This window comes from Pseudohongiella sp., from assembly GCF_011050365.1.
Lineage (GTDB): Bacteria > Pseudomonadota > Gammaproteobacteria > Pseudomonadales > Pseudohongiellaceae > Pseudohongiella.
Genome location: NZ_DRFV01000015.1, coordinates 21,093 through 43,695 on the forward strand (window position 1 = coordinate 21,093; position 22,603 = coordinate 43,695).

The window sequence follows — 22,603 nt, forward strand, 5'->3', positions numbered from 1 at the left end:
CTGTTGACCGGGATATATAATAATGCATAACAGCATCATGGAGTTAATGTGGAGCACCGGGCATCTGTCCGGTGGTAACGCGGAATACGTCGAGCAATTGTATGATCAGTACCTGACTGACCCCGCGCAGGTGTCTGAGGAGTGGCGACGCTACTTTGATGAATTGCCCAAAATCGCCGAGCAGAATCAGGGTGATGTCTCTCACAAGGAGATTCAGGAGTATTTTCGTCGCATTGGCAAAACCAGTCGTTTCATGCCGGTGCTCAGTAACGACGTTGTCGTCAACTCCGAGCATGAGAACAAACAGGTTCAGGTTCTGCACCTGATCAGTTCCTACCGGGTGCGTGGGCATCAGAAAGCTGCGCTCGACCCGTTGTCACTCATGCACCGTCAGCGTGTGCCTGACCTGGAACTTGATTTCCACAACCTGTCGCCAGCTGACAACTCTACCGTTTTCCAGACCGGCTCGCTGCAAATCAATCGCGATACCGCGACATTGCGTGAAATTGTCGAAGTGCTGGAGAAGATCTATTGCGGATCGATCGGTTACGAATTCATGCATATTGTTGACCTTGCTGAGAAACAGTGGCTGCAGAAACGCATTGAACCCAAGCATGGTGATCCGGGCTTTGAACCCGAAGTCAAGCGCCATCTGCTGGAGCGCCTGTGCGCAGCAGAGGGGCTCGAGAAGCACCTGGATTCGAAATATCCGGGCACCAAGCGTTTTGGTCTGGAAGGTGGCGAAAGCCTGATTCCAATGGTTGACGAGTTGATCCAGCGCGCCGGAAGTTACGGTGTGAAAGAAATCGTCATTGGCATGGCGCACCGCGGTCGCCTCAATGTGCTGGTCAATATTCTGGGTAAAAACCCGTCCGAACTGTTTAGTGAGTTTGAAGGCCGAAAGGAGTATAAAAGCTCGGGCGACGTCAAATACCACCAGGGGTTTTCATCGAATATCATGACGCCCGGTGGCGAAGTCCACCTGGCTATGGCATTTAACCCGTCTCACCTGGAAATCGTGTCGCCGGTAGTCGAAGGCTCGGTGCGCGCGCGACAGGATCGTCGCAAGGACAGCCTGGGTCATGCCGTGGTTCCCATCAGTATTCACGGTGATGCCGCGTTTGCCGGGCAGGGCGTGGTCATGGAAACTTTCCAGATGTCGAAGACGCGTGCCTATAGTACCGGTGGCACTGTGCATCTGATTATCAACAACCAGGTCGGCTTTACCACCAGTCGTCAGGATGATGCACGCTCCACAGAGTACTGTACCGATATCGCCAAAATGGTGCAGGCGCCGATTTTCCATGTCAACGCTGATGACCCGGAAGCGGTGCTGTTTGTGACCCAGCTTGCGCTGGATTTCCGTTATGAATTCAAAAAAGACGTGGTCATTGACCTGGTCTGTTACCGGCGTCGCGGCCACAATGAGACCGATGAGCCGTCTTCTACGCAGCCGACAATGTATCAGAAGATCCGTCAGCATCCGACGACACGAACGTTGTATGCGGAGCGAATGGTCAAGGAAGGGGTTGCGACCGAGGAGGAGGTAAATGAAATGAACTCCTCCTATCGCAGTGCGCTGGATACAGGCTCTCATGTAGTGAAAAGCCTGATCAAGGAACCCAATGTTGAGATGTTTGTCGACTGGAATCCTTATCTGGGACACACCTGGAGTGCGCATTTTAATACATCGCTGAAACTGGAGACCTTGCAGGCACTGGCGCGCAAGATCACCACGTTGCCAAAGAACCTGACCCTGCACAAACAAGTGCAGAAGATCTGTGATGATCGTCAGAAAATGGCTGAAGGTGACGCGCCGATTGATTGGGGTTTCGCCGAGACACTGGCGTATGCCAGTGTCCTGACCAGTGGCAATCGAATCCGCATCACCGGTCAGGACGTGGGACGCGGCACATTTTCGCATCGCCATGCCGTGCTGCGCGACCAGGAGACCGAGGAAGAGTACATTCCGCTGCGTAACATTGTGGCCGATCCGAAAACCTTCTGTATTTATGATTCCCTGCTGTCAGAGGCGGCGGTGCTGGCATTTGAATATGGTTATGCGACTACGATGCCTAATGCCCTGGTCATCTGGGAAGCCCAGTTTGGTGACTTTGCCAACTCGGCGCAGGTTGTCATCGATCAGTTTATCACCAGTGGCGAGCACAAGTGGCAGCGTCTGTGTGGTCTGACCATGCTGCTGCCGCATGGCTATGAGGGTCAGGGTCCGGAGCATTCGTCGGCACGCCTTGAGCGCTTCCTGCAATTAAGTGCAGAGCACAATATTCAGGTTTGTTTGCCGACAACGTCGGCACAGGTTTTCCATATGCTGCGCAAGCAGGTGCTGTGTCCATTGCGCAAGCCATTGATCGTTATGTCACCCAAGAGCCTGCTGCGACACAAGGAAACCACGGCAACACTTGAGGAACTGGCGGAAGGTTCATTCCAGGTAGTGATCGGTGAGACCGATGACAATATTGTTGCGGACAAAGTAGAGCGCGTCATTCTGTGTTCGGGCAAAGTCTACTATGACCTGCGTGCCGAGCGCCGCAAGCGGGAAATTAGCAACATCGCAATCATCCGGCTGGAGCAGTTGTACCCCTTCCCCGAAGAGGACCTGTGCAAGGTGATGGAGATGTATCCAAACTTCAAGGATGTGGTGTGGTGTCAGGAAGAACCCATGAATCAGGGGGCGTGGTACTCAAGCCAGCATCATATGCGCAATGTCATTCAGAAAGTTGGCTCGTCAGTGAACCTGCGTTACGCCGGGCGTGAAGCGTCTGCTGCTGCTGCCGCCGGATATCCGGCGCTTCACCTGCAGCAGTTGAACGCATTCCTGGAGCAGGCGCTGGGTACGAACGAGTAATTGGTTGTCAGTTGCTGAACGGTTTTATAAAACGTTGTTTTTAATATATTGGTTTGATGAATAAAAATCAGACACACATGAGTGTAAGGAACAGACATGTCTATTGAGATCAAAGCACCAACACTGCCGGAATCGGTGCCAGATGGCACTATCGCGAGCTGGCACAAGAAAGCAGGCGATGCAGTCAAGCGCGATGAACTTCTTGTTGATATCGAAACCGACAAGGTTGTCATTGAAGTGGTATCACCTGCAGACGGTGTTCTGGAGAAAATAGTTAAAGACTCTGGTGACACCATTGTCAGCAACGAGCTGATTGCCCTGGTCAAGGAAGGGGCGGCCGCATCCGGTGATTCGGGCAAATCGGACGACAAGTCTGACAGCAAAAAAGCGGACAGCAAAACAGACGACAAGGCAGACAAAAAGTCTGAATCTGTTTCTGATGATACCCCGGCATTGAGCCCGGCGGCTAAAAAGCTGGCGGAAGAGCATGGCATCAAAGCCGAACAGGTTACCGGCACCGGCAAAGATGGCCGCGTGACCAAAGAAGATGTCATGAACGCTATCGAAGGCGGCTCCAAGAGCGAATCCAAGGCTGGCTCTGCTGCTCCGACAAGCAGAGAGCATCCGGTAGCGGATATGTCATCAGGTCGCGTCGAAGAGCGCGTCCCCATGAGCCGTCTGCGCGCGAAAGTGGCCGAGCGTCTGCTGCAGGCTTCGCAAACAACAGCCATGCTCACCACCTTCAATGAAGTCAATATGGAACCGGTGATGTCGTTGCGCTCACGCTACAAGGACCAGTTCGAAAAGACCCATGACGGCGTGCGTCTGGGCTTCATGTCCTTCTTTGTCCGTGCCTGCGTTGAAGCACTGAAGCGCTTCCCTGCGGTGAACGCGTCCATTGATGGCAGTGACATTGTCTATCACGGCTACCAGGATATCGGCGTCGCCGTATCTTCGCCGCGTGGCCTGGTGGTGCCGGTATTGCGCAACGCTGATCACATGAGCCTGGCACAGGTGGAAGGCAAAATTCGTGAATATGGTCTGAAAGCGCAGGACGGCAAACTGTCAATGGATGAAATGACCGGCGGTACGTTTACCATTTCCAATGGCGGCGTATTCGGTTCACTGCTGTCGACACCGATTCTGAACCCGCCACAAACGGCAATTCTGGGTATGCATAAAATCCAGGAACGACCCATGGCTGTGAACGGCAAGGTGGAAATATTGCCAATGATGTACCTCGCACTGTCATACGACCATCGTATGATCGATGGCAAAGAGGCCGTGCAGTTCCTGGTTACCATCAAAGATCTGTTGGAAGATCCTGCGAGAATCCTGCTGGAGATCTGATATCCGTTGCCCGGGCAACAGGGTCGGATCCTGCACTCTTCGCGTTTCGCATGAGCCACAGCCAGAACAGCGCTGTGGCTCATGTGTTTCACGGGTCAGTAACTGAAAGACAAACGGACAGGAAATTATTATGACTAAAAAATACGATGTGGTTGTTGTTGGTGCCGGCCCGGCCGGTTATGTTGCCGCGATACGTTGCGCGCAGCTTGGGCTGAAAACCATCTGTGTCGAGAAATGGCACGATGACAAGAAAGAAGCGGTTTTCGGTGGTACCTGCCTGAATGTGGGCTGCATTCCCTCCAAAGCCCTGCTGGACTCTTCGCACAAATATGCCGAAGCCCAGAAAGGTTTCGAAATCCACGGTATTTCACTGGAAAAACTGGCGATTGATGTGCCGGCAATGATCGACCGCAAGGCGAAAATCGTCAAACAGCTTACCCAGGGTGTAAAAGGTCTGTTTACCCACAATAAAGTGGAAAGCATTCAGGGTGCCGGTAAATTGCTGAAGGATAAAAAGGTCGAAGTGACGGATGCCGATGGCAAGACACAGACCATCGAAGGCGAGCACATCATCCTGGCTGCAGGTTCCGAGCCCATCACGATTCCGCCGGCACCGGTTGATCAGGAAACCATTGTTGATTCCACTGGCGCGCTTGAATTCAGTTCAGTGCCCAAGCGTCTTGGCGTCATCGGCGCCGGCGTTATCGGCCTTGAACTTGGCAGTGTCTGGTCGCGACTGGGCTCAGAAGTCACTGTGATTGAGGCGCTGGAGGATTTCCTCCCCGCCGTTGATCAGCAGGTAGCGAAAGAGGCGAAAAAGGTTTTCGAGAAGCAGGGTCTGGATATCAAACTGGGCAGCAAGGTGTCTGGCACCAAGGTCGGTGGCAAAGGCAAGAACAAGACAGTGACCGTCAGCTACACCGACAAGGATGGCGAGCAGGAAATCGTGTTTGACAAGCTGATTGTTTGTGTCGGTCGTCGCCCATGCTCCAAGGATCTGTTGTCTGAGGACTGTGGTGTTGAAGTCGACCAGCGAGGCTTTGTTGTGGTTGACGATCAGTGCGCCACTAAAGTTGCAGGCGTTTATGCAGCCGGAGACCTGGTGCGCGGGCCGATGCTGGCTCACAAGGGCATGGAAGAGGGTGTCATGGTTGCCGAGCGTATCGCGGGCAAGAAAACCCAGGTCAATTATGACCTGGTACCGTTTGTTATCTACACGCATCCTGAAATTGCCTGGGTTGGTAAAACCGAGCAGCAGCTCAAGGAAGAGGGCGTTGAATACAGTGTTGGTACCTTCCCCTTCAGTATCAATGGTCGCGCCATGGCCGCCAATGATACCGCTGGCCTGGTCAAGTTGATTGCTCATGCTAAAACTGACCGTGTCCTGGGTGCACACATTATTGGCCCGAGTGCGGCCGATCTTGTGCAGCAGGTAGCGATCGCCATGGAGTTCAGTGCCAGTGCAGAAGATCTGGGCCTGACCATGTTCTCACATCCGACCTTGTCGGAAGCAGTGCACGAAGCAGCATTGGCCGTTGGCGGTCACGCCATCCATGCTGCCAACAAACGTAAGCGCAATTGATTCATGCGCTTTTATAACAGAGGAATTACAGAATGAATCTACACGAATATCAAGGCAAGCAGCTTTTTGCTGAATATGGACTGCCTGTTTCCAAAGGCTTCGCTGTTGATACGCCTGAAGCTGCAGCAGAAGCCTGTGACAAGATCGGCGGCGACATGTGGGTAGTCAAGGCTCAGGTTCACGCGGGCGGACGCGGCAAGGCTGGCGGTGTAAAACTGATCAAAAGCCGTGATGATGCCAAAGCGTTTGCTGCCCAGTGGCTGGGTAAGCGCCTGGTCACTTATCAGACCGATGCCAATGGTCAGCCGGTCAGCAAGATCCTGGTTGAATCCTGTACCGACATCGCACAGGAATTGTACCTGGGCGCGGTGGTGGATCGTTCCTCACGTCGTATCGTATTCATGGCCTCCACCGAAGGTGGTGTCGAGATTGAAAAAGTGGCACATGACACGCCTGAGAAGATTCTGAAGGCAACGGTTGATCCGCTGGTCGGCGCACAGCCTTATCAGGGCCGTGACCTGGCATTTCAGCTGGGTTTGCAAGGTGATCAGATTAAACAGTTCACCAAGATTTTCATGGGCCTGGCAAAGTTGTTTGTTGACTACGACCTGGCGCTGCTGGAAATCAACCCGCTGGTCATCAAGGAAGACGGCAACCTGCATTGCCTGGATGCCAAACTCGGCATCGACGGCAATGCGCTGTACCGTCAGCCAAAATTACGTGAGATGCACGATCCGTCACAGGACGATCCGCGTGAAGCGCACGCGGCCAGTTTTGAACTGAATTACGTGGCGCTTGATGGCAACATTGGCTGCATGGTCAATGGCGCCGGTCTGGCCATGGGCACCATGGATATCGTCAATCTGCATGGCGGACAGCCTGCCAACTTCCTCGACGTGGGCGGCGGTGCTACCAAAGAGCGTGTGACCGAAGCGTTCAAGATCATTCTGTCGGACGATAACGTCAAGGCGGTACTGGTCAACATCTTTGGCGGCATTGTTCGTTGTGACATGATCGCTGAAGGTATTATCGGCGCTGTTAAGGAAGTTGGCGTTAAAGTGCCCGTTGTGGTTCGCCTGGAAGGCAACAATGCGGATCTGGGTGCCAAGGCACTGGCCGACAGTGGGCTGAACATCATCGCTGCAACCAGTCTGACCGACGCTGCCCAGCAAGTCGTCAAGGCCGCGGAGGGTAAATAATGAGCATTCTGATTAACAAAGACACCAAAGTCATCTGCCAGGGTTTTACTGGTTCACAAGGCACGTTCCACTCCGAGCAGGCCATTGCCTACGGCACCAAAATGGTTGGCGGTGTGACGCCAGGCAAGGGTGGCACGACGCACCTGGGATTGCCGGTATTCAACACGGTACGTGAAGCGGTTGCCGCCACGGGCGCAGATGCCAGTGTTATCTACGTACCGGCAGCATTCTGCAAGGATTCCATTCTGGAAGCTGCCAACGGTGGTATCAAACTGATCGTTTGTATCACGGAAGGTATACCGACGCTGGACATGCTGGATGCCAAGGTCAAGTGTGACGAGCTGGGCGTGCGCCTGATTGGTCCTAACTGCCCCGGCGTCATCACGCCCGGCGAATGCAAGATCGGCATCATGCCCGGTCACATTCACAAGCCCGGCAAGGTGGGCATTGTTTCACGCTCCGGCACGTTGACTTACGAAGCGGTGAAGCAGACGACCGACCACGGTTTTGGTCAGTCATCGTGTGTCGGTATTGGTGGTGACCCGATTCCGGGCTCCAACTTCATTGACATTCTGGCTATGTTCGAGAAAGACCCGGCGACCGAAGCGATTGTGATGATTGGTGAGATCGGTGGCAGCGCTGAGGAAGAAGCCGCGGCCTATATTAAAGAGCATGTCACAAAGCCTGTGGTATCTTACATTGCTGGCGTGACAGCACCAGCCGGTAAGCGGATGGGGCACGCCGGTGCGATTATTTCCGGTGGCAAGGGCACAGCTGACGAGAAGTTTGCAGCGCTGCAGGATGCCGGCGTCAAGACTGTACGCAGTCTGGCCGATATCGGTGATGCGCTGAAGGAAGTCACTGGCTGGTAATGGTGATCTGGCGCACCCCTGATGGGCACGGCCAACGCCGTTGACCCGGATCGGTGCGTCAGTCTTCAGGTTTGCCGAGGAAGGCAGAAAATATCTGCTTGCGGAGGTTCAAAAATTCGAACGGGTTGTGTTAGTCTTATCGACATAATTCGGCAGGGAGCACTGAATTTACGCCAAACAGCATTGATGTTGGTGATATTTGTTACCAATTTTCTCACGAGGTTTTCGTTCGTGTCGATTGGTAACTGGCTGGCCTGATTTATGCAGGGTTTGTGCAGGATATCTCAAGGGATTTGGCACAGATCGAGCAGAGATAGGGCGAGCAGAGACAATGCAAAGTTTGCAAACCGAAGGATCGCAGTAATTTGGGTATTTGCAGCCCGGTCTCGTTTCCGGGGATAGATTTGCCAGTGTGAAGTTGAACGGCTGCATGCCGGTAAAGTAGAAAAGATGTCACGTCTGGTGTTCGCATCAGAGTGTTTAATACAATAACAGGATGGCACATGAATAACCGTCGATTATATTCCAAGGTTCTGGTACCACTCGCATCCCTGCTAGTGATCGGAACAGCCAAGGCGCAAGACGTTGATACAAGCACGATTGACAGAGCCTTGAATGTTGTAGACGAGACTAACGCGGCAGCAGCCCGGTCTCAGGAGACCATCAACCGTCTCTCCAACTCTTCAAGCGCTCTCTTCGAAGATTTCAAACTGGAAAGTGACAACCTTGAAGCACTGATGGTGCTCAACGCCAACTGGCGCCGCCAAATCGCTATTCAGGAGCAGGATCTGAATACGATTGCGGAGTCCATTGCCGAGGTTCGTAACGTCACGCAAGAGCTTCCGCTGCTGATGAACCGCATGATATCCAGTATGGAGCAATTCGTGGAACTGGATATGCCTTTCCACCTGGAGGCGCGTCGGGCCCGTATCGAGTTTGCGAAAGCCGCGATCGATAACCCCAACGTCTCTACCGCGGAACGCTTCCGTCAGATTCTGGTTCTGTACCAGACCGAAAACGCTTACGGACGTACCCGCGAAACTTATCCGACCACACTGACTATCGACGGTGTTGAGCGGGACGTGGATATATTGCGTGTTGGGCGTATAGCGCTGACATTCCAGACCAAGGACCGCTCCATGACGGGCGCCTGGGATCCGGAAGCCCGTCAGTGGGTAACGCTTGACGATGGCACTTACCGTGAAGCCATTCGCACCGGTATCAGCGTCGCCAGCGGTACCGTTGCACCAGAAATCATTGACCTACCAATCGTTGCGCCGGAGTCAGCACAGTGAAGAATAATATAATCAAATTAGCAGGTATTACCGTCACGGGGCTTATGCTCGCCGTATCCACCCAGGTGTTTGCGCAACAACCGGCCTCGAGTCTGGAGCAGCTTCTCCGCGACGTCGAAGAGAACCGCGTTGCCGAGTCTGCCGAAGCACAGGAGCGCGAGCAGCGCTTCCAGCAGAATGTGGATCAACAGGAGCAGATTCTGCAGCAGACGCGAGAGCGTATTGCTGAAGAAGAAGCTGAAAACGCGCGTCTGGAAGGCGTTTTCGATGAAAATCGACAGCTGCTCGCCGACGCTCGCGCGCAACTGCGTGAAGTGCGTGCCAACCTGAACGAACTGCTGGGTACCATCCAGGGTGTTGCCGGTGACTTCCGCAGCGTCTTTGATGACTCGCTGATCAGTGCCCAGTATCCGGGCCGTACTGAATTCCTGGACTCGTTCATTGAACGTGTTGCCTCTGATACCGAACAGGTTCGCGTCGATGAAATCGAGCGGTTCTGGTTCTACATGCAGCAGGAAATGACTGAAGCCGGTCGTGTTGTGCAGTATGAAGATACTGTGGGCCTGGCATCCGGTGAACAGGAAAACCGTATGATTACCCGTATCGGTTCCTTCAACGCCATCGGCGACGGTGAATACCTGTCTTATACAGGTTCTGTCGGTCATCTGCAGGTGCTGCCACGTCAGCCCAACGGTGACATTATGGCGCGTGCCGCAGAACTCGAAAACGCTGAGAGCGGCTTCACCAAAGTCGGTATCGATCCGACGGGTGCAGTTGGTGGCAGCCTGATGGCCAACCTGATCAACTTCCCGACGCCTGCCGAGCAGGTTCGTCAGAATGCCGGCGAAATCGGTTTCATGATTATTGGTCTGGGCATCATCGGTGTGCTGGTCGGTATTATCCGTTCCTTCATGCTGACGCTGGTTGCAGCCAAGGTGAACGCTCAGGTCAAGTCGGACAAAGCCAACGGCAACAACCCGCTGGGTCGTGTATTGCTGGTTGCCGAGTCCAACCCGAATGTTGACACCGAGACACTGGAACTGAAGCTGGGTGAAGCGATCCTGCAGGAAACACCTGCGCTGGAACGTTTCCTGACGCTGATCAAGATCATCGCCACCATCGCTCCGCTGATGGGCCTGTTGGGTACGGTAACCGGTATGATTCAGGTGTTCCAGCAGATCACCGTATACGGTGCTGGTGACCCGACCATCATGGCAGGTGGTATCTCCATGGCATTGATGACAACAGTACTCGGTATCGTTGCAGCGATCCCATGTATCCTTATGCACACCTGGGTTAAGAGTAAAAGTGACCGCATCATCCATATCCTGGAAGAGCAGGCCACCGGTCTTATCGCACGGAAAGCAGAAGCCGCCGGTAACAAGGCGTAAGGGGGCACCATGTATTTCGCGCTGCTCGATTTTTATGATGCGATTATGGATTTCATGAACAGGGGTGGGCCGGTGCTCTGGATTATCGGTGCCCTGCTGCTGGTGAAGTGGTCGCTGATTTTCGAGCGGGTTTGGTATCTGCACTCCACCCATGCCAAGAGGGTCAAACAGACCCTCGCGACATGGGCTGGTCGCAGTGACACCCGTTCCTGGCGCGCTCAGCAGATCCGCCACCTGATGATCTCTGAAGTGTCGCTGGATCTGAAGTCGTCGTTGCCCATGATTGAGTCCCTGGTAGTGGTTTGCCCACTACTCGGGCTGATGGGCACGGTGACTGGCATGATTGAAGTATTCTACGTTATGGCATTTACCGGTGGTGGTGACGCCAAATCCATGGCAGGTGGTGTGTCAAAAGCCACTATCCCGACAATGGCGGGCATGGTAGGTGCACTTTCCGGTATTTTTGCCACCAACTGGTTGAAACACCGAGTTGACCGTGACCTGGAACTTCTTGAAGATCATATGTCCTAAATCAAATATAGAGATACTGTAAAGGCATAATAATGAAAACAGGTTTAATGAAGAAACGCGATGATGACGAAAACACCGGGGAGATCGATCTGACCCCGATGCTTGATGTCGTTTTCATCTTGCTGATCTTCTTTATCGTGACCTCGGTGTTTGTCACCGAGGCCGGTATTGATGTCAACAAACCGGATGCATCCACCGCTTCGCCGCGCTCCCAGGACCTGATCCTGATCGCGGTCAGCGGAGATGGTCAGATCTGGATAGATGGTGAGCAGATAGACGCTCGGTTTATCAGAAGCCGGTTCGAACGCCGATTGGCGGAAACACCGAATGCTTCTGTGGTCATCCAGGGTGACGAGGCGGCTGAAAACCAGTACGTCATGAGAATCCTGGAAGCTGCACGCGATGCCAACATCGCATCAGTGTCCATTTCAACGGAGAATTAAACAATGATTGCAATTCGATGGTTGATTTCTCTGGTACTGGCGGCAGGTATCACACTGGCGCTGTTCTATTTCATGCAGGCCCTGATCGCGACCGGCAGTCAGCTCGATCAACGTGCGAACGTCGTTCGCATCGTGGATGCGACCATGCCGGAAATCGAGATGGAAGTGATACGTGACGTAGAGCGCCCTGAAGAGATTCAGGAAATTGAAGAAACACCACCACCACCGGAAAACCGTAATGTCGATATGGACAATATGGCCAATCTGGGTATCGATACCAGTGGTGCCGATCTTGATATCGGTCTGGATATTGGTGCAACCGGACTGAGTGCGACCGATGGTGAAATGCTGCCACTGGTTAATATTCAGCCGACATATCCGACCCGGGCTGCACAACGCGGTATCGAGGGCTGGTGTCAGGTGTCGTTTACCGTGACGGCGTCGGGCGGTGTGGAGAATGTTGAAGTTATTGATGCGGAACCTCGTGGCATGTTCGACTCAGCGTCGATACGCGCCGCCGAACGTTTCCGCTTTCAGCCCCGCGTAGTGAATGGTGAGGCTGTGCCTGTGCCCAACGTTCAATACGTGTTCCGCTATCAGTTGGAGGAGTAATTTATGTTGAAGATGAAGTTCAAATATAAATCGCTCCTGTTGGCGATGACATTTGCCGCGTCGACGCTGGTAGGGCAGGCTGCCTTTATCGCAACGGCATCGGCACAGGAAGAGGATGACGGTCCCCGTCAGCCACCACCCACGCGCTCATCACAAGTGCTGAGTGATCGAGTTTTCCGGGTCATTTCAGAAGTCAACGAGTTGATGAATCCGACGGAAGAGGGTGATCAACCGGATCTTCCGCGAGCCAAGCGTGAGCTGGATGAGTTGAATGAGCGTTATGACTCGCTGAACGATTTTGAGAAATCAACGCTGCTCAATTTCTATACCAACTACTACATGTCGACTGATGATATCGACAATGCGTTGCTGACCTTTGAGCGTATTCTCACCATCGAGGAGCTGCGTGAAGATGCGCGCTTGCGTGCATTGCGTTCCCTGGGCCAGTTGTATGCCAGTGAGGAGCGTTTTGAGGAGGCCATTGACATTCTGAACCAGTGGCGTGAGCTGTCAGCCGAGGAAGATGCCACTATCTACCTGATTCTGGCGCAATCCCACTACTACCTGGAAAATTACGAGGAAGCGATTCCACTGTTGATCAGTCACATGGATTTGGTCAGTGCTTCAGGTGGTGAGCTACGCAAGAACATCTATGGTCTGCTCAACGTGATGTATATCGAGCTGGAAGACTACCGCAATGCACTGGAAGTCACTCGCACCATGATTGCCCTGTTTGACGAGGCACCCGAGTATCGTAACCTGGCAGCGATTTATGGCTTCCTGGAAGACGATGCAAAGCGCCTGCAAACGCTGGAACTGACCTATGTCAGAGGTTACATGGACAGTGAAGCCCAGTACCTGACTCTGGCACAATCCCTGGCCGGTATCGATGCGCCTTATCGTGGCATTGAGGTCATGGAAGATGGTATCGAAAAGGATATTGTGGAAGAGAGCGAGTCCAATTTGCGACGTCTGACACAGATGTACATCATGGCGTCCGAGTTTGAAGGCGCTGTGGAGCCTGCCGAGCGTTTGACCGAACTGGCCAACGATGGTGAATCCTGGGATTATCTGGGTTACATCCACCTGATGAACCGTGATTATGAGAGCGCCGTTGAAGCCATGCAAACAGCATTGCAGCGTGGCGGACTGGAAAATCAGGGTGATGTGCAGCTATCGCTGGCACGAGCATTGGTCGAACTGGATCGGTTTGACGACGCCGCAGCAGCAGCGCGAGCTGCTCAGAATCTGGGGGTCGATAACGCCCGGCAGTTCCTGACCTACATCGAGAATTCGAAAGCACGTTATGAAACGCTGCAGCAGCGCAAGGAAGAGTCCATCGAGTACTATCGAGAGGCTTGATCCATCCGCTGTGGTTAGCAGACTTGAAATAGCGCGTTAGCGACCCAATAAAAGAACCCGGTAGCCGAATAGGTTGCCGGGTTTTTTTATTTAACCAGGATTGATGCAGCAGGGGTTTACATGGCAACGGACATTAACAAGGAAACACGCGGATTCGAGACGGAAGCAAAACAGCTTCTGAAACTGATGATTCACTCCCTCTACAGTAACAAAGAGGTATTTCTGCGTGAACTGATTTCTAACGCATCTGATGCCGCAGACAAACTGCGCTTTCAGGCGCTGTCGCAGCCGGATATTTATGAAGATGACACCGACTTGAAGGTTGTTATCGATTTTGATCAGGAAGCTGGCACGGTCAGTATTTCCGATAATGGCATTGGCATGTCACGCGACGATGTCGTCAGTAACCTGGGCACCATTGCCCGCTCGGGAACCGCACAGTTTCTGGAGTCACTCAGTGGCGATCAGAAGAAGGACTCACAACTGATCGGCCAGTTTGGTGTGGGTTTTTATTCTGCCTTCATTGTTGCCGATCAGGTTGAGGTGCTGACCCGGAAAGCCGGTGCGCCGGCATCCGAAGGCGTGCACTGGGCATCGTCCGGTGAATCCGACTACACCATAGAAAGCACCGAGAAAGCCAGCCGTGGCACCACGGTGATACTGCATTTGCGCGAGGACTCCCGCGAGTTCGCCGACAGCTATCGCCTGAAGCAGATTGTGAAGAAATATGCTGATCATATCGCGATACCGGTGATGATGCCCAAGCCCAAAGAAGCCGAGGAAGAGGGCGCCGAGACCAGCGACAAACCCACGGAATTTGAAGCGGTCAATGATGCCAAGGCGCTGTGGACACGGCCGCGCACCGAGATCAAAGCGGAAGAATATGAAGAGTTCTACAAACACATCTCTCACGACTATGAAAAACCACTGGGCTGGAGTCACAACAAGGTAGAAGGCAAGCTGGAGTACACCAGCCTGTTGTATCTGCCGACCCGGGCACCGTTTGATTTGTGGAATCGTGATGGCGTGCGCGGCCTGAAACTCTATGTGCAGCGTGTGTTCATCATGGATCAGGCGGAGCAGTTTTTGCCATTGTACTTGCGCTTTATCAAAGGTGTGGTCGATTCCAATGACATTTCGCTGAACGTTTCCCGCGAAATCCTGCAGAAAGACCCGGCCGTGGACTCCATGCGCAGTGCGCTGACCAAACGCGCGCTCGACATGCTGAGCAAGCTGAAAAAAGAAGACAAGGACAAGTATGCGACGTTCTGGAAGGAGTTCGGTCAAGTATTGAAGGAAGGGCCGGGCGAGGACTTTTCCAACCGCGAAACAATTGCCAGGTTGCTGATGTTCAACAGCACCCATGCCGACTCCAACGGTCAGGATCAAAGTCTGGACGACTATGTGTCGCGCATGAAGCCGGATCAGGAAAAGATTTATTACCTGATCGCAGACTCCGGGAAAGCAGCGAAGAACAGCCCGCATCTGGAAATATTCCGCAAAAAGGGCATCGAAGTTCTGTTGCTGTCAGACCGTATTGATGAATGGCTCATGAGCCACCTGAATGAATTTGACGGTAAGAGTCTGCAGGATGTGACACGTGGCGAGCTTGATCTGGGCAAGCTGGACGATGAAGACGAGAAAGCCGAGCAGGAGAAACGCGAAGAAACCTTCAAGCCTTTGCTTGATCGCGTGAAAACCGCACTCGGTGATCGGATCAAAGAGTCGCGGGTCAGTCATCGTTTGACAGATTCGGCCGCCTGCCTGGCACTGGATGATGATGACATGGGGGCGCAGATGCGCCGTATCATGGAAGCATCGGGGCAGCCGGTGCCGGAAACCAAGCCCATCTTTGAAGTGAACCCGGATCATCCGTTGATCAACAAGCTGGAGAAGGAGCAGGATGAGGAGCGTTTTACCGATCTCATCTCGTTGCTGTTTGATCAGGCGAGCCTGGCCGATGGCAATGAGCTTGAGGATCCGGCGCGCTTCAGCCGGCAGCTGAACAAGTTGTTGCTCGAGCTCTGCGACTAACTGCTAACGTTGTCACGGCTGGCGGCTGGCGGCTGACGGCTTCGTTTCGGGAGCGCCTGTCGTGACTGGAAAGCACCTTCAGGGGACGCCGTGGATCCATCCCTGGAGGCTCTTGTGCGGCTTCCCTGCCGCACAAGCCCCTTCAGTTGCTATCCAGCCCCGACAGGCTTGTGCAGACTTTCCACTGCAGTGGAGTTATGTCGAGCTTTACTGTCGGTGACACATCCTCGGAGCGGTCGGCGGCGGGGTCGCGGTCCGCCGTTTTTTGCTCCTGCAAAAACGGCATTTCCGCCATCCTTGGCGGTCACATCCGGTTTAAAGGTTCTATGCCCAGCAGGTTAAGGCCGCGCTTCAGCGTCTGGGCGGTCAACGCCGCCAGGGCCAGGCGGGACTGTCGGAGTTCAGCGTCGGCTTTCAGAATCGGGCAGCCTTCGTAGAACTTCATGAACGTACCCGATAGCTCATACAGATACAGGCACAACTGGTTCGGATAACCATCCAGCCCCAACTGACGCAGAATCTCGGAGAATTGCAGCACCTTCATCGCCAGCGCACGCTCCTCGGCGGCATCCAGCACAATGCGTTTTCCGGGCGCTGCGCCTTCCTCTGCCAGGCGACGCAATACGCTCTGGATACGTGCGTAGGCATACAACAGATAAGGCGCTGTGTTGCCTTCGAACGACAGCATGCTGGACCAGTCAAAGATGTAATCACTGGTGCGGTTCTTTGACAGGTCAGAATATTTCACCGCTGCAATGCCAACGGTAGCGGCAATTTGCTGGCGGTCGGCTTCGGGCAGGTCGGGGTTCTTTTCGCTGACCAGCGCAAATGCGCGACGCACGGATTCATCCAGCAAATCCCGCAGTTTGACGGTGTCACCGCTGCGGGTTTTGAAAGGTTTACCGTCTTCACCCATCATGGTGCCATAAGCGATATGTTCCAGATGACTGTCACTGCGCGCGAAACCCGCGCGCTTTGCCACCGCAAACACCTGTTGAAAATGCAGACTTTGGCGCGCATCCACCACGTATAACACACGGTCAGCGCCCAGGGTATGGCAACGATATCTGACGGCTGCCAGATCGGAGGTGGCGTACAGGTACCCGCCGTCGCTTTTCTGTACGATTACTGGCAGCGGGTTGCCGTCCTTGCCGGTGAACTCTTCCAGAAAAACACAGTTGGCGCCTTCCGACCGGGTCAGCAACTCTTTGTTGTCGAGTTCCTGAACGATTTCCGCCAGATCGTTGTTGTAAAAACTCTCCGGGCACAGGTCGCTGCGCTGCAGGCTCACGCCGAGCAGCTCGTAGACTTCCTCGCAATGACGCAGCGATTCATCAATAAAGCGCTGCCAGGCCTCCAGGCACTCCGGGTCACCGCGCTGCAGGCGCACAACATAACTGCGTGCCAGCTCGGCAAACGCCGGGTCGGCATCGAAGCGTTGCTTGGCCTCGCGATAAAACACTTCCAGGTCGGAGAGATTGTTGGCCAGTGCTTTATCGTCATCACTCAGGGTCTTCAGGTGCGCAATCAGCATGCCGAACTGGGTACCCCAGTCACCGACATGATTCTGTCGGATAACACAATGGCCCAGGGCCTCGAGGATGCGGACGATGGCGTCGCCAATAATGGTGCCGCGCAGGTGACCGACGTGCATTTCCTTGGCCAGGTTGGGGCTGGAATAGTCGACCACAATGGTTTGCGGCTTGTTTACCGGCAGAATCAGTTTGGCGGCATCGTCAAGGCACTCGCTGGCACGTTCAGCCAGCGCGTCGGTACTGAGGAACAGGTTAATAAAGCCGGGGCCGGCGACTTCCGCTTTGGCAAGCAGGTTGCCACAATCGATTTCTGCTACCACCTTGACGGCAAGTTCACGCGGATTGGTACGCAATTGCCGCGCCACTGACATGACCCCGTTGGCCTGATAGTCGCCGAACTCGGCTCTCGTCGCGTAAATGACCTGTGCTTTGGCGTCACTTTGTCCGGTCACTTTGACCAGTGCCTTGGTGATACCGGCTTCCAGTGTTTCTCTGATGGTAAGCATGGCTTAGTCCTGTCCTGTGCTGATGATCTGAGCTGATTGAGCTGACGTTAACGTTTGCGTCGATGATCCGTTATGGTCGGTGGAAAACAGGCGCGATTTTACACCATTCGCCGCCTGAGTGCCGGTAAACAGTTTGGCCCGGTGTTATAATCGCGGACTTTGCGCGAATTGGCGCGCAGCACGGCCATCGGGGCGCCACTATGATCCATGCTCAGACTGACGGAGTCAGGACCGGGGTGCAGCTTATTGACGTGTCAGAGCACGCCGACGGGCAGCGACTGGATAATTTCCTGCTCAGCCGCCTGAAAGGACTGCCCAAGTCACACCTGTACCGCTTGATTCGCAAAGGTGAAGTGCGGATCAACAAGAAGCGCTGCAAGCCTGATTCGCGCCTGGTGACGGGCGATGTTGTGCGCGTGGCACCATTGCGCCTGAGCGAGCAGGAGCCGGCCGCCAGGCCCGGCGCCAGCCTGGTGCAGCTCCTCCGGGACAGTGTGCTGTACGAAGATGAACACCTGATGGCCATCAACAAGCCGGCCGGGCTGGCGGTGCATGCCGGATCGGGTTTGCGACTGGGGTTGATTGAAGCGCTCAGAGCCATGGCCGGGGAAGGGGACTTTCGTGAGCTGGTGCATCGTCTCGACAAAGATACCTCAGGTTGCATTCTGATAGCCAAGAATGGCAAGGTTTTGAAGTTGTTACAGGCAGATTTGAAACAGAAAGTGATGGAGAAAACCTATCAGGCGCTGGTTCATGGCGTGTGGCCTGACGCGCTTGATGAAGTGAAGGTTGCACTGCAAAAAAATCAGCCTCATGCCGGTGAGCGCATTGTGACAGTGCAGGCCGATGGTAAAGCGGCGCTGACCCGGTTCCGGCGGCTGCAGGTTTTTGCCACGGCCAGCCTGATAGAGGCCATGCCGGTCACCGGGCGTACGCATCAGATTCGGGTGCATTGTCAGTATGCCGGGCACCCTATTATCGGCGACACCAAGTACACCTTCGATCGGCGCCATGACTTCGCATCGGTCAGGCATCTGAATCTGCACGCAGCACAATTGTGCTTTCGGCATCCGGTGTCAGGGCAGGCCATGACGGTGTCGGCACCGCTGCGTGATGAGATGAAGTCGCTCATCGACCGGCTGAATGAGGAAAAACGCCGGTAACAGGCGGTAAAATATGCGAAAATGAGCAGAATTTTTTGACAGAAACCTTTTGTGCCCCTATCATTGCGCGCCTATGGATCAGACCCTCGAATTTGCGTCCCCGCTGTTGCCGTTTGTTGATGCCCGCAAAGCGTTCCGGCATGAGCAGACAGTAGAGGGTTATGTGCCTTTGCAGGCGCTCAAAAATCTGTCGGCAATGCTGACAGACAGTGAGGGCAGGGCGCACGCGGTACTGATGTTTCGTTTCGATCAGGATCGCCGCCGCCGCATAGACGGCGAGCTGCAGGCGACTGTCAATGTGCAGTGTCAGCGTTGTCTGGAACCTGTGCAGATCACGCTGAGTGAGCGCTTTGAACTGGCCGTGGTGAGCACCGAGGCCATGGCCAAGGATCTGCCGGCATCGCTGGACCCCTGGTTAAGTGACGAAGAGACACTGAACCCGGCAGACATCGTGGAAGAACAATTGATACTGTGCATGCCGATTGTCAGCACGCACCAACAATGCAACGCCGCTATCATGCAGGAAGTGCTGGAGAAGGGTGTTGGTATTGAGCACAATGACCAGGCTGAAGAAAAGCAGGCAAGCAGCCCGTTTTCAGTCCTGGCTACATTAAAGAACAAGCCTGAATCTCACTAGAGATCAGGGTTTTACATGAAGTTAATTAGTGAAGCTGTTAGCAGTTTCAGACATCAGGAGCATTCAGCATGGCCGTTCAGCAAAACAAAAAATCCCGCGCGCGTCGCGATCAGCGTCGTAGTCACGATGCATTGACAGGACCAACTCTGTCAGTGGACAAGACCACGGGCGAAGTTCACCGTCGTCACCACATGACTGCCGATGGTTTTTACAAAGGCAAGAAAGTACTGAATCTCGGTGACGAATAAGTTTGACTGAAGTCAGGCGCATCGCGATTGATGTCATGGGGGGAGATTTTGGCCCCCCGGTGACAGTGCCGGCTGCGCTGGCAGCACTGGAAACACACCCGCATCTGCAGCTAACGCTGGTGGGTGATGAGCAACAGATTACTCCCTTGTTAGGCTCTGTATCCGCAAACAACGCCGATCGCATCGATATTGTTCATACCGATGTCGCTGTCAGTTCTCATGCTCGCCCGGAAAGTGTTCTGCGCGGCAGCCGGAACTCCTCCATGTTTATCGTCGTCGACCATGTACGTCAGGGTGTCGCTGATGCCTGCGTCAGCGCCGGTAATACCGGTGCCCTGTTGATGGCAGGCCGTCATTTACTGGAGCCGATTCCCGGTATCGATAAACCTGCCATCATGGCTTCTTTGCCTGCTACCCGTTCTGGTGGCTACAGCTACCTGCTCGATGTCGGTGCCAATGTCAGTAATAACGCAGCGGAGCTTTATCAGTTTGCCCTGATGGGAGCGGTCCTGGCCTCCAGTCTGTCTGATCGCCCGCACGCCCGCGTCGCACTGTTGAACATTGGTGCCGAGGCGAACAAGGGTACGCCGGAGATACGTGAAGCCGCAGCACTACTGAGCGACAGCCCTGACGTTAACTACATCGGTTTTATAGAAGGTAACCAGCTGTTTGATGGCGTTGCCGATGTCATCGTCTGTGATGGTTTTACCGGCAACATCACCATCAAGACCAGTGCCGGCGCCGTCAAGGTCATGCAGCGGCTGTTATTGGGCAGTATCAGATCAACCTGGTATTACCGACTGTTAGGCTTGCTTGCGCGGCCATTGCTGCAGGATATACAAAAAGAGCTGAACCCGTCGCGGTACAATGGTGCCACGCTGGTTGGGCTACATGGCATTATCGTGAAAAGTCATGGCAATGCACGGCAGGATGGTTTTGAGCGTGCGATTAACCACGCGATTAAACAGATAGAAGACAATGTGCCGGCTCTTATTGCGGGTAAAATGCAGAGCTGACATTACACTGAAACACGCGATTGATCAGAGAACGAGAGCAGAACATGCAGAAATTTGGAATCGTATTTCCTGGCCAGGGGTCACAAAAGGCCGGTATGCTCAGTGAACTGGCAGCCGATTATCCCGCCATTACCGATACCTTTGCCCAGGCCTCCGACGTGCTGGGCGCTGATTTGTGGCAGATTACCCAGGACAACCCTGATGGCTTGCTGGACCAGACGCATTTCACGCAACCGGCCCTGCTGGCGGCGTCGGTCGCCATCTGGCGGGTCTGGATGGCGCAAAAAGCGCCGCTGCCTGACATGCTTGCCGGACACAGTCTGGGTGAATATTCGGCGCTGGTATGTGCCGGTGTGCTGAGTTTTGATGATGCCATTGTCCTGGTACATAAGCGCGGCCAGTATATGCAGACGGCGGTGCCTGCGGGCGTCGGCGCGATGGCTGCCATCATTGGCATGGAAGATAGCCGGATTGACGAGATTTGTCGTAGTGTGGCGGGTGAGGGCATTGTTGCGCCAGCCAACTTCAACTCTCCCGGCCAAACCGTGATTGCTGGTGACAGGGCCGCCGTCGAGCGCGCCATGGCGGCATGCAAAGAGGCCGGTGCCAAGCGCGCCTTGCCACTCAATGTCAGCGTACCATCACATTGTGCGCTGATGAAGCCGGCGGCAGAGCAGCTGGCCACCGACCTGGCGGGGATCGAGTTCAAAAAACCCGAGCTGCCAGTGGTGCAGAATATCAATGGCCGTGCGAGCAAAGAGCTGAGCGAAATACGCGACAATCTGCTTAAACAGTTGTACATGCCGGTGCAATGGGTTGATACCATCTACTGTATGGGCGACTTTGGCATTGGCAAAGTAGTAGAATGCGGCCCAGGCAAGGTGCTGGGTGGTTTGATCAAACGAATTCAGCCTGAAATCAATTGTTTCAGCACTGAAACGCCGGCGGCGCTGACCGAGGCGGTCGACGGGCTGGCTCACTGAAAGAAATTGTTTTAACAGCGTTAGCAGATTCAACAAGGGAGTGACGCATTACATGAGCATGTCAGGAAAAGTAGCCCTGGTCACCGGCGCCAGCCGGGGAATCGGACGGGCCATTGCCGCAGAACTGGGAAGTCAGGGTGCCATCGTGGCAGGTACGGCGACGACAGAAGAGGGCGCTCAGGCGATCACGGAATTTTTTGCCAGCCAGGGTGTCAAAGGCGCAGGGTTCTGCCTTGATGTGTCTTCGACTGAGGCGGTCGAGGCCGTACTGGAGAAGATCGCTGCAGAGTTGGGCGCGGCGCCGCTGATACTGGTTAATAATGCGGGGATTACCCGCGACAACCTGCTGATGCGCATGAAAGAAGATGAATGGGGCAGTGTCATCAACACCAACCTCAATTCGCTGTACCGGGTGTGTCGTGTTGCCCTGAAGGCCATGACCAAAGCACGCTGGGGACGTATCATCAATATCAGTTCGGTGGTTGCATCCAGTGGTAATCCGGGGCAAACCAATTACGCGGCGTCAAAAGCGGCCGTGGAAGGTTTCTCGCGCTCGTTGGCCCGCGAAATCGGTTCCCGTGGCATTACGGTGAACTCTATTGCACCGGGTTTTATCGACACAGACATGACGCGCGCATTGACAGAAAAACAGATTGAATCACTGTTGGTGCAGATTCCGTTGGCACGCTTTGGCAAACCGGAAGAAATTGCGTCGGTGGCGGGGTTCCTGGCGTCTGATGCCGGCGCCTATATCACCGGTGAAACCATTCAGGTGAATGGCGGTATGTACATGGCGTAAAGGGTATCAAGGGGGCATAATTATTGATTAAGTGATGGTTTAATTTACAAGAATAAAGCATTGATAAGTAATTAAATTAATCTGGTCAAGTGAATTATTTTCCAGTTTAAGATTACAAGCACTACAAAATACATGTAAACTTGCGTTTTAGATTATTTCAGTTGGTCAAATTTTAACCA

Annotated in this window: 19 protein-coding genes; 18 read left to right on the forward strand and 1 reads right to left on the reverse strand. The window is 54.1% G+C overall.

The genetic code is table 11. The features are described 5' to 3' along the window. The first annotated feature begins 22 nt into the window (after window positions 1-22). The 12 genes from ENH71_RS11765 to htpG all read left to right on the forward strand — a co-directional run bounded on the left by ENH71_RS11765 (window position 23) and on the right by htpG (window position 15,537). Window positions 23-2,866, forward strand: coding sequence for a 2-oxoglutarate dehydrogenase E1 component (locus ENH71_RS11765; RefSeq protein WP_294129987.1), 2,844 nt, complete (start codon window positions 23-25; stop codon window positions 2,864-2,866). A 96-nt stretch (window positions 2,867-2,962) separates the two neighbouring features. Continuing rightward, the gene (gene odhB / locus ENH71_RS11770) at window positions 2,963-4,216 is read left to right on the forward strand and encodes a 2-oxoglutarate dehydrogenase complex dihydrolipoyllysine-residue succinyltransferase (protein ID WP_294129985.1); all 1,254 of its coding nucleotides are present in this window, start codon (window positions 2,963-2,965) and stop codon (window positions 4,214-4,216) included. A 130-nt stretch (window positions 4,217-4,346) separates the two neighbouring features. After that, complete coding sequence (gene lpdA, locus ENH71_RS11775; protein WP_294129983.1) at window positions 4,347-5,798, forward strand: dihydrolipoyl dehydrogenase; 1,452 nt, start codon at window positions 4,347-4,349, stop codon at window positions 5,796-5,798. 32 nt (window positions 5,799-5,830) lie between these two features. After that, on the forward strand, window positions 5,831-6,997 hold the full coding sequence (sucC, locus tag ENH71_RS11780; protein ID WP_294129981.1) for an ADP-forming succinate--CoA ligase subunit beta: 1,167 nt from the start codon (window positions 5,831-5,833) through the stop codon (window positions 6,995-6,997). Further along, window positions 6,997-7,869 carry a succinate--CoA ligase subunit alpha gene (gene sucD, locus ENH71_RS11785; RefSeq protein WP_294129980.1) on the forward strand — a complete coding sequence of 291 codons (873 nt, stop codon included), beginning with the start codon at window positions 6,997-6,999 and terminating at the stop codon, window positions 7,867-7,869. Before sucC ends, sucD begins: the two co-directional genes overlap by 1 nt. A 503-nt stretch (window positions 7,870-8,372) precedes the next feature. Then, window positions 8,373-9,164, forward strand: a complete 792-nt coding sequence (locus tag ENH71_RS11790) for a DUF3450 domain-containing protein (RefSeq protein ID WP_294129979.1) — start codon at window positions 8,373-8,375, stop codon at window positions 9,162-9,164. Further along, window positions 9,161-10,555: a MotA/TolQ/ExbB proton channel family protein gene (locus ENH71_RS11795; protein WP_294129978.1), complete on the forward strand. Its 1,395-nt coding sequence runs from the start codon at window positions 9,161-9,163 to the stop codon at window positions 10,553-10,555. The genes ENH71_RS11790 and ENH71_RS11795 overlap by 4 nt, the downstream gene beginning before the upstream one ends. Window positions 10,556-10,564: 9 nt before the next feature. Then, complete coding sequence (locus ENH71_RS11800) at window positions 10,565-11,086, forward strand: MotA/TolQ/ExbB proton channel family protein (RefSeq protein WP_294129977.1); 522 nt, start codon at window positions 10,565-10,567, stop codon at window positions 11,084-11,086. A 32-nt stretch (window positions 11,087-11,118) separates the two neighbouring features. Then, the gene (locus ENH71_RS11805; RefSeq protein ID WP_294129976.1) at window positions 11,119-11,529 is read left to right on the forward strand and encodes an ExbD/TolR family protein; all 411 of its coding nucleotides are present in this window, start codon (window positions 11,119-11,121) and stop codon (window positions 11,527-11,529) included. A 3-nt stretch (window positions 11,530-11,532) separates the two neighbouring features. Further along, window positions 11,533-12,141, forward strand: a complete 609-nt coding sequence (locus tag ENH71_RS11810) for an energy transducer TonB (RefSeq protein WP_294129975.1) — start codon at window positions 11,533-11,535, stop codon at window positions 12,139-12,141. A gap of 3 nt (window positions 12,142-12,144) precedes the next feature. Continuing rightward, on the forward strand, window positions 12,145-13,503 hold the full coding sequence (locus tag ENH71_RS11815) for a tetratricopeptide repeat protein (protein ID WP_294129974.1): 1,359 nt from the start codon (window positions 12,145-12,147) through the stop codon (window positions 13,501-13,503). A gap of 120 nt (window positions 13,504-13,623) precedes the next feature. Further along, window positions 13,624-15,537, forward strand: a complete 1,914-nt coding sequence (htpG, locus tag ENH71_RS11820; RefSeq protein ID WP_294129972.1) for a molecular chaperone HtpG — start codon at window positions 13,624-13,626, stop codon at window positions 15,535-15,537. Window positions 15,538-15,841: 304 nt separating this feature from the next. On the opposite strand, the gene argS is transcribed toward htpG, so the two are convergent. After that, entirely contained in the window at window positions 15,842-17,578 is a 1,737-nt protein-coding gene (gene argS / locus ENH71_RS11825; RefSeq protein WP_294129971.1) for an arginine--tRNA ligase, read from the reverse strand. A 200-nt stretch (window positions 17,579-17,778) separates the two neighbouring features. Between argS and ENH71_RS11830 the strand changes: the two genes are divergently transcribed. The 6 genes from ENH71_RS11830 (at window position 17,779) to fabG (ending at window position 22,424) form a co-directional block, all read left to right on the forward strand. Beyond that, window positions 17,779-18,741, forward strand: coding sequence for an RluA family pseudouridine synthase (locus ENH71_RS11830; protein WP_294129969.1), 963 nt, complete (start codon window positions 17,779-17,781; stop codon window positions 18,739-18,741). A 73-nt stretch (window positions 18,742-18,814) separates the two neighbouring features. Next, window positions 18,815-19,378, forward strand: coding sequence for a YceD family protein (locus tag ENH71_RS11835; protein WP_294129967.1), 564 nt, complete (start codon window positions 18,815-18,817; stop codon window positions 19,376-19,378). Window positions 19,379-19,446: 68 nt separating this feature from the next. Beyond that, entirely contained in the window at window positions 19,447-19,626 is a 180-nt protein-coding gene (rpmF, locus tag ENH71_RS11840) for a 50S ribosomal protein L32 (RefSeq protein ID WP_294129966.1), read from the forward strand. A 2-nt stretch (window positions 19,627-19,628) separates the two neighbouring features. After that, entirely contained in the window at window positions 19,629-20,642 is a 1,014-nt protein-coding gene (plsX, locus tag ENH71_RS11845; protein ID WP_294129964.1) for a phosphate acyltransferase PlsX, read from the forward strand. A gap of 44 nt (window positions 20,643-20,686) precedes the next feature. Then, complete coding sequence (gene fabD / locus ENH71_RS11850) at window positions 20,687-21,625, forward strand: ACP S-malonyltransferase (RefSeq protein ID WP_294129962.1); 939 nt, start codon at window positions 20,687-20,689, stop codon at window positions 21,623-21,625. A gap of 52 nt (window positions 21,626-21,677) precedes the next feature. Beyond that, entirely contained in the window at window positions 21,678-22,424 is a 747-nt protein-coding gene (gene fabG, locus ENH71_RS11855; RefSeq protein ID WP_294129960.1) for a 3-oxoacyl-ACP reductase FabG, read from the forward strand. The last annotated feature ends 179 nt before the right edge of the window (window positions 22,425-22,603 follow it).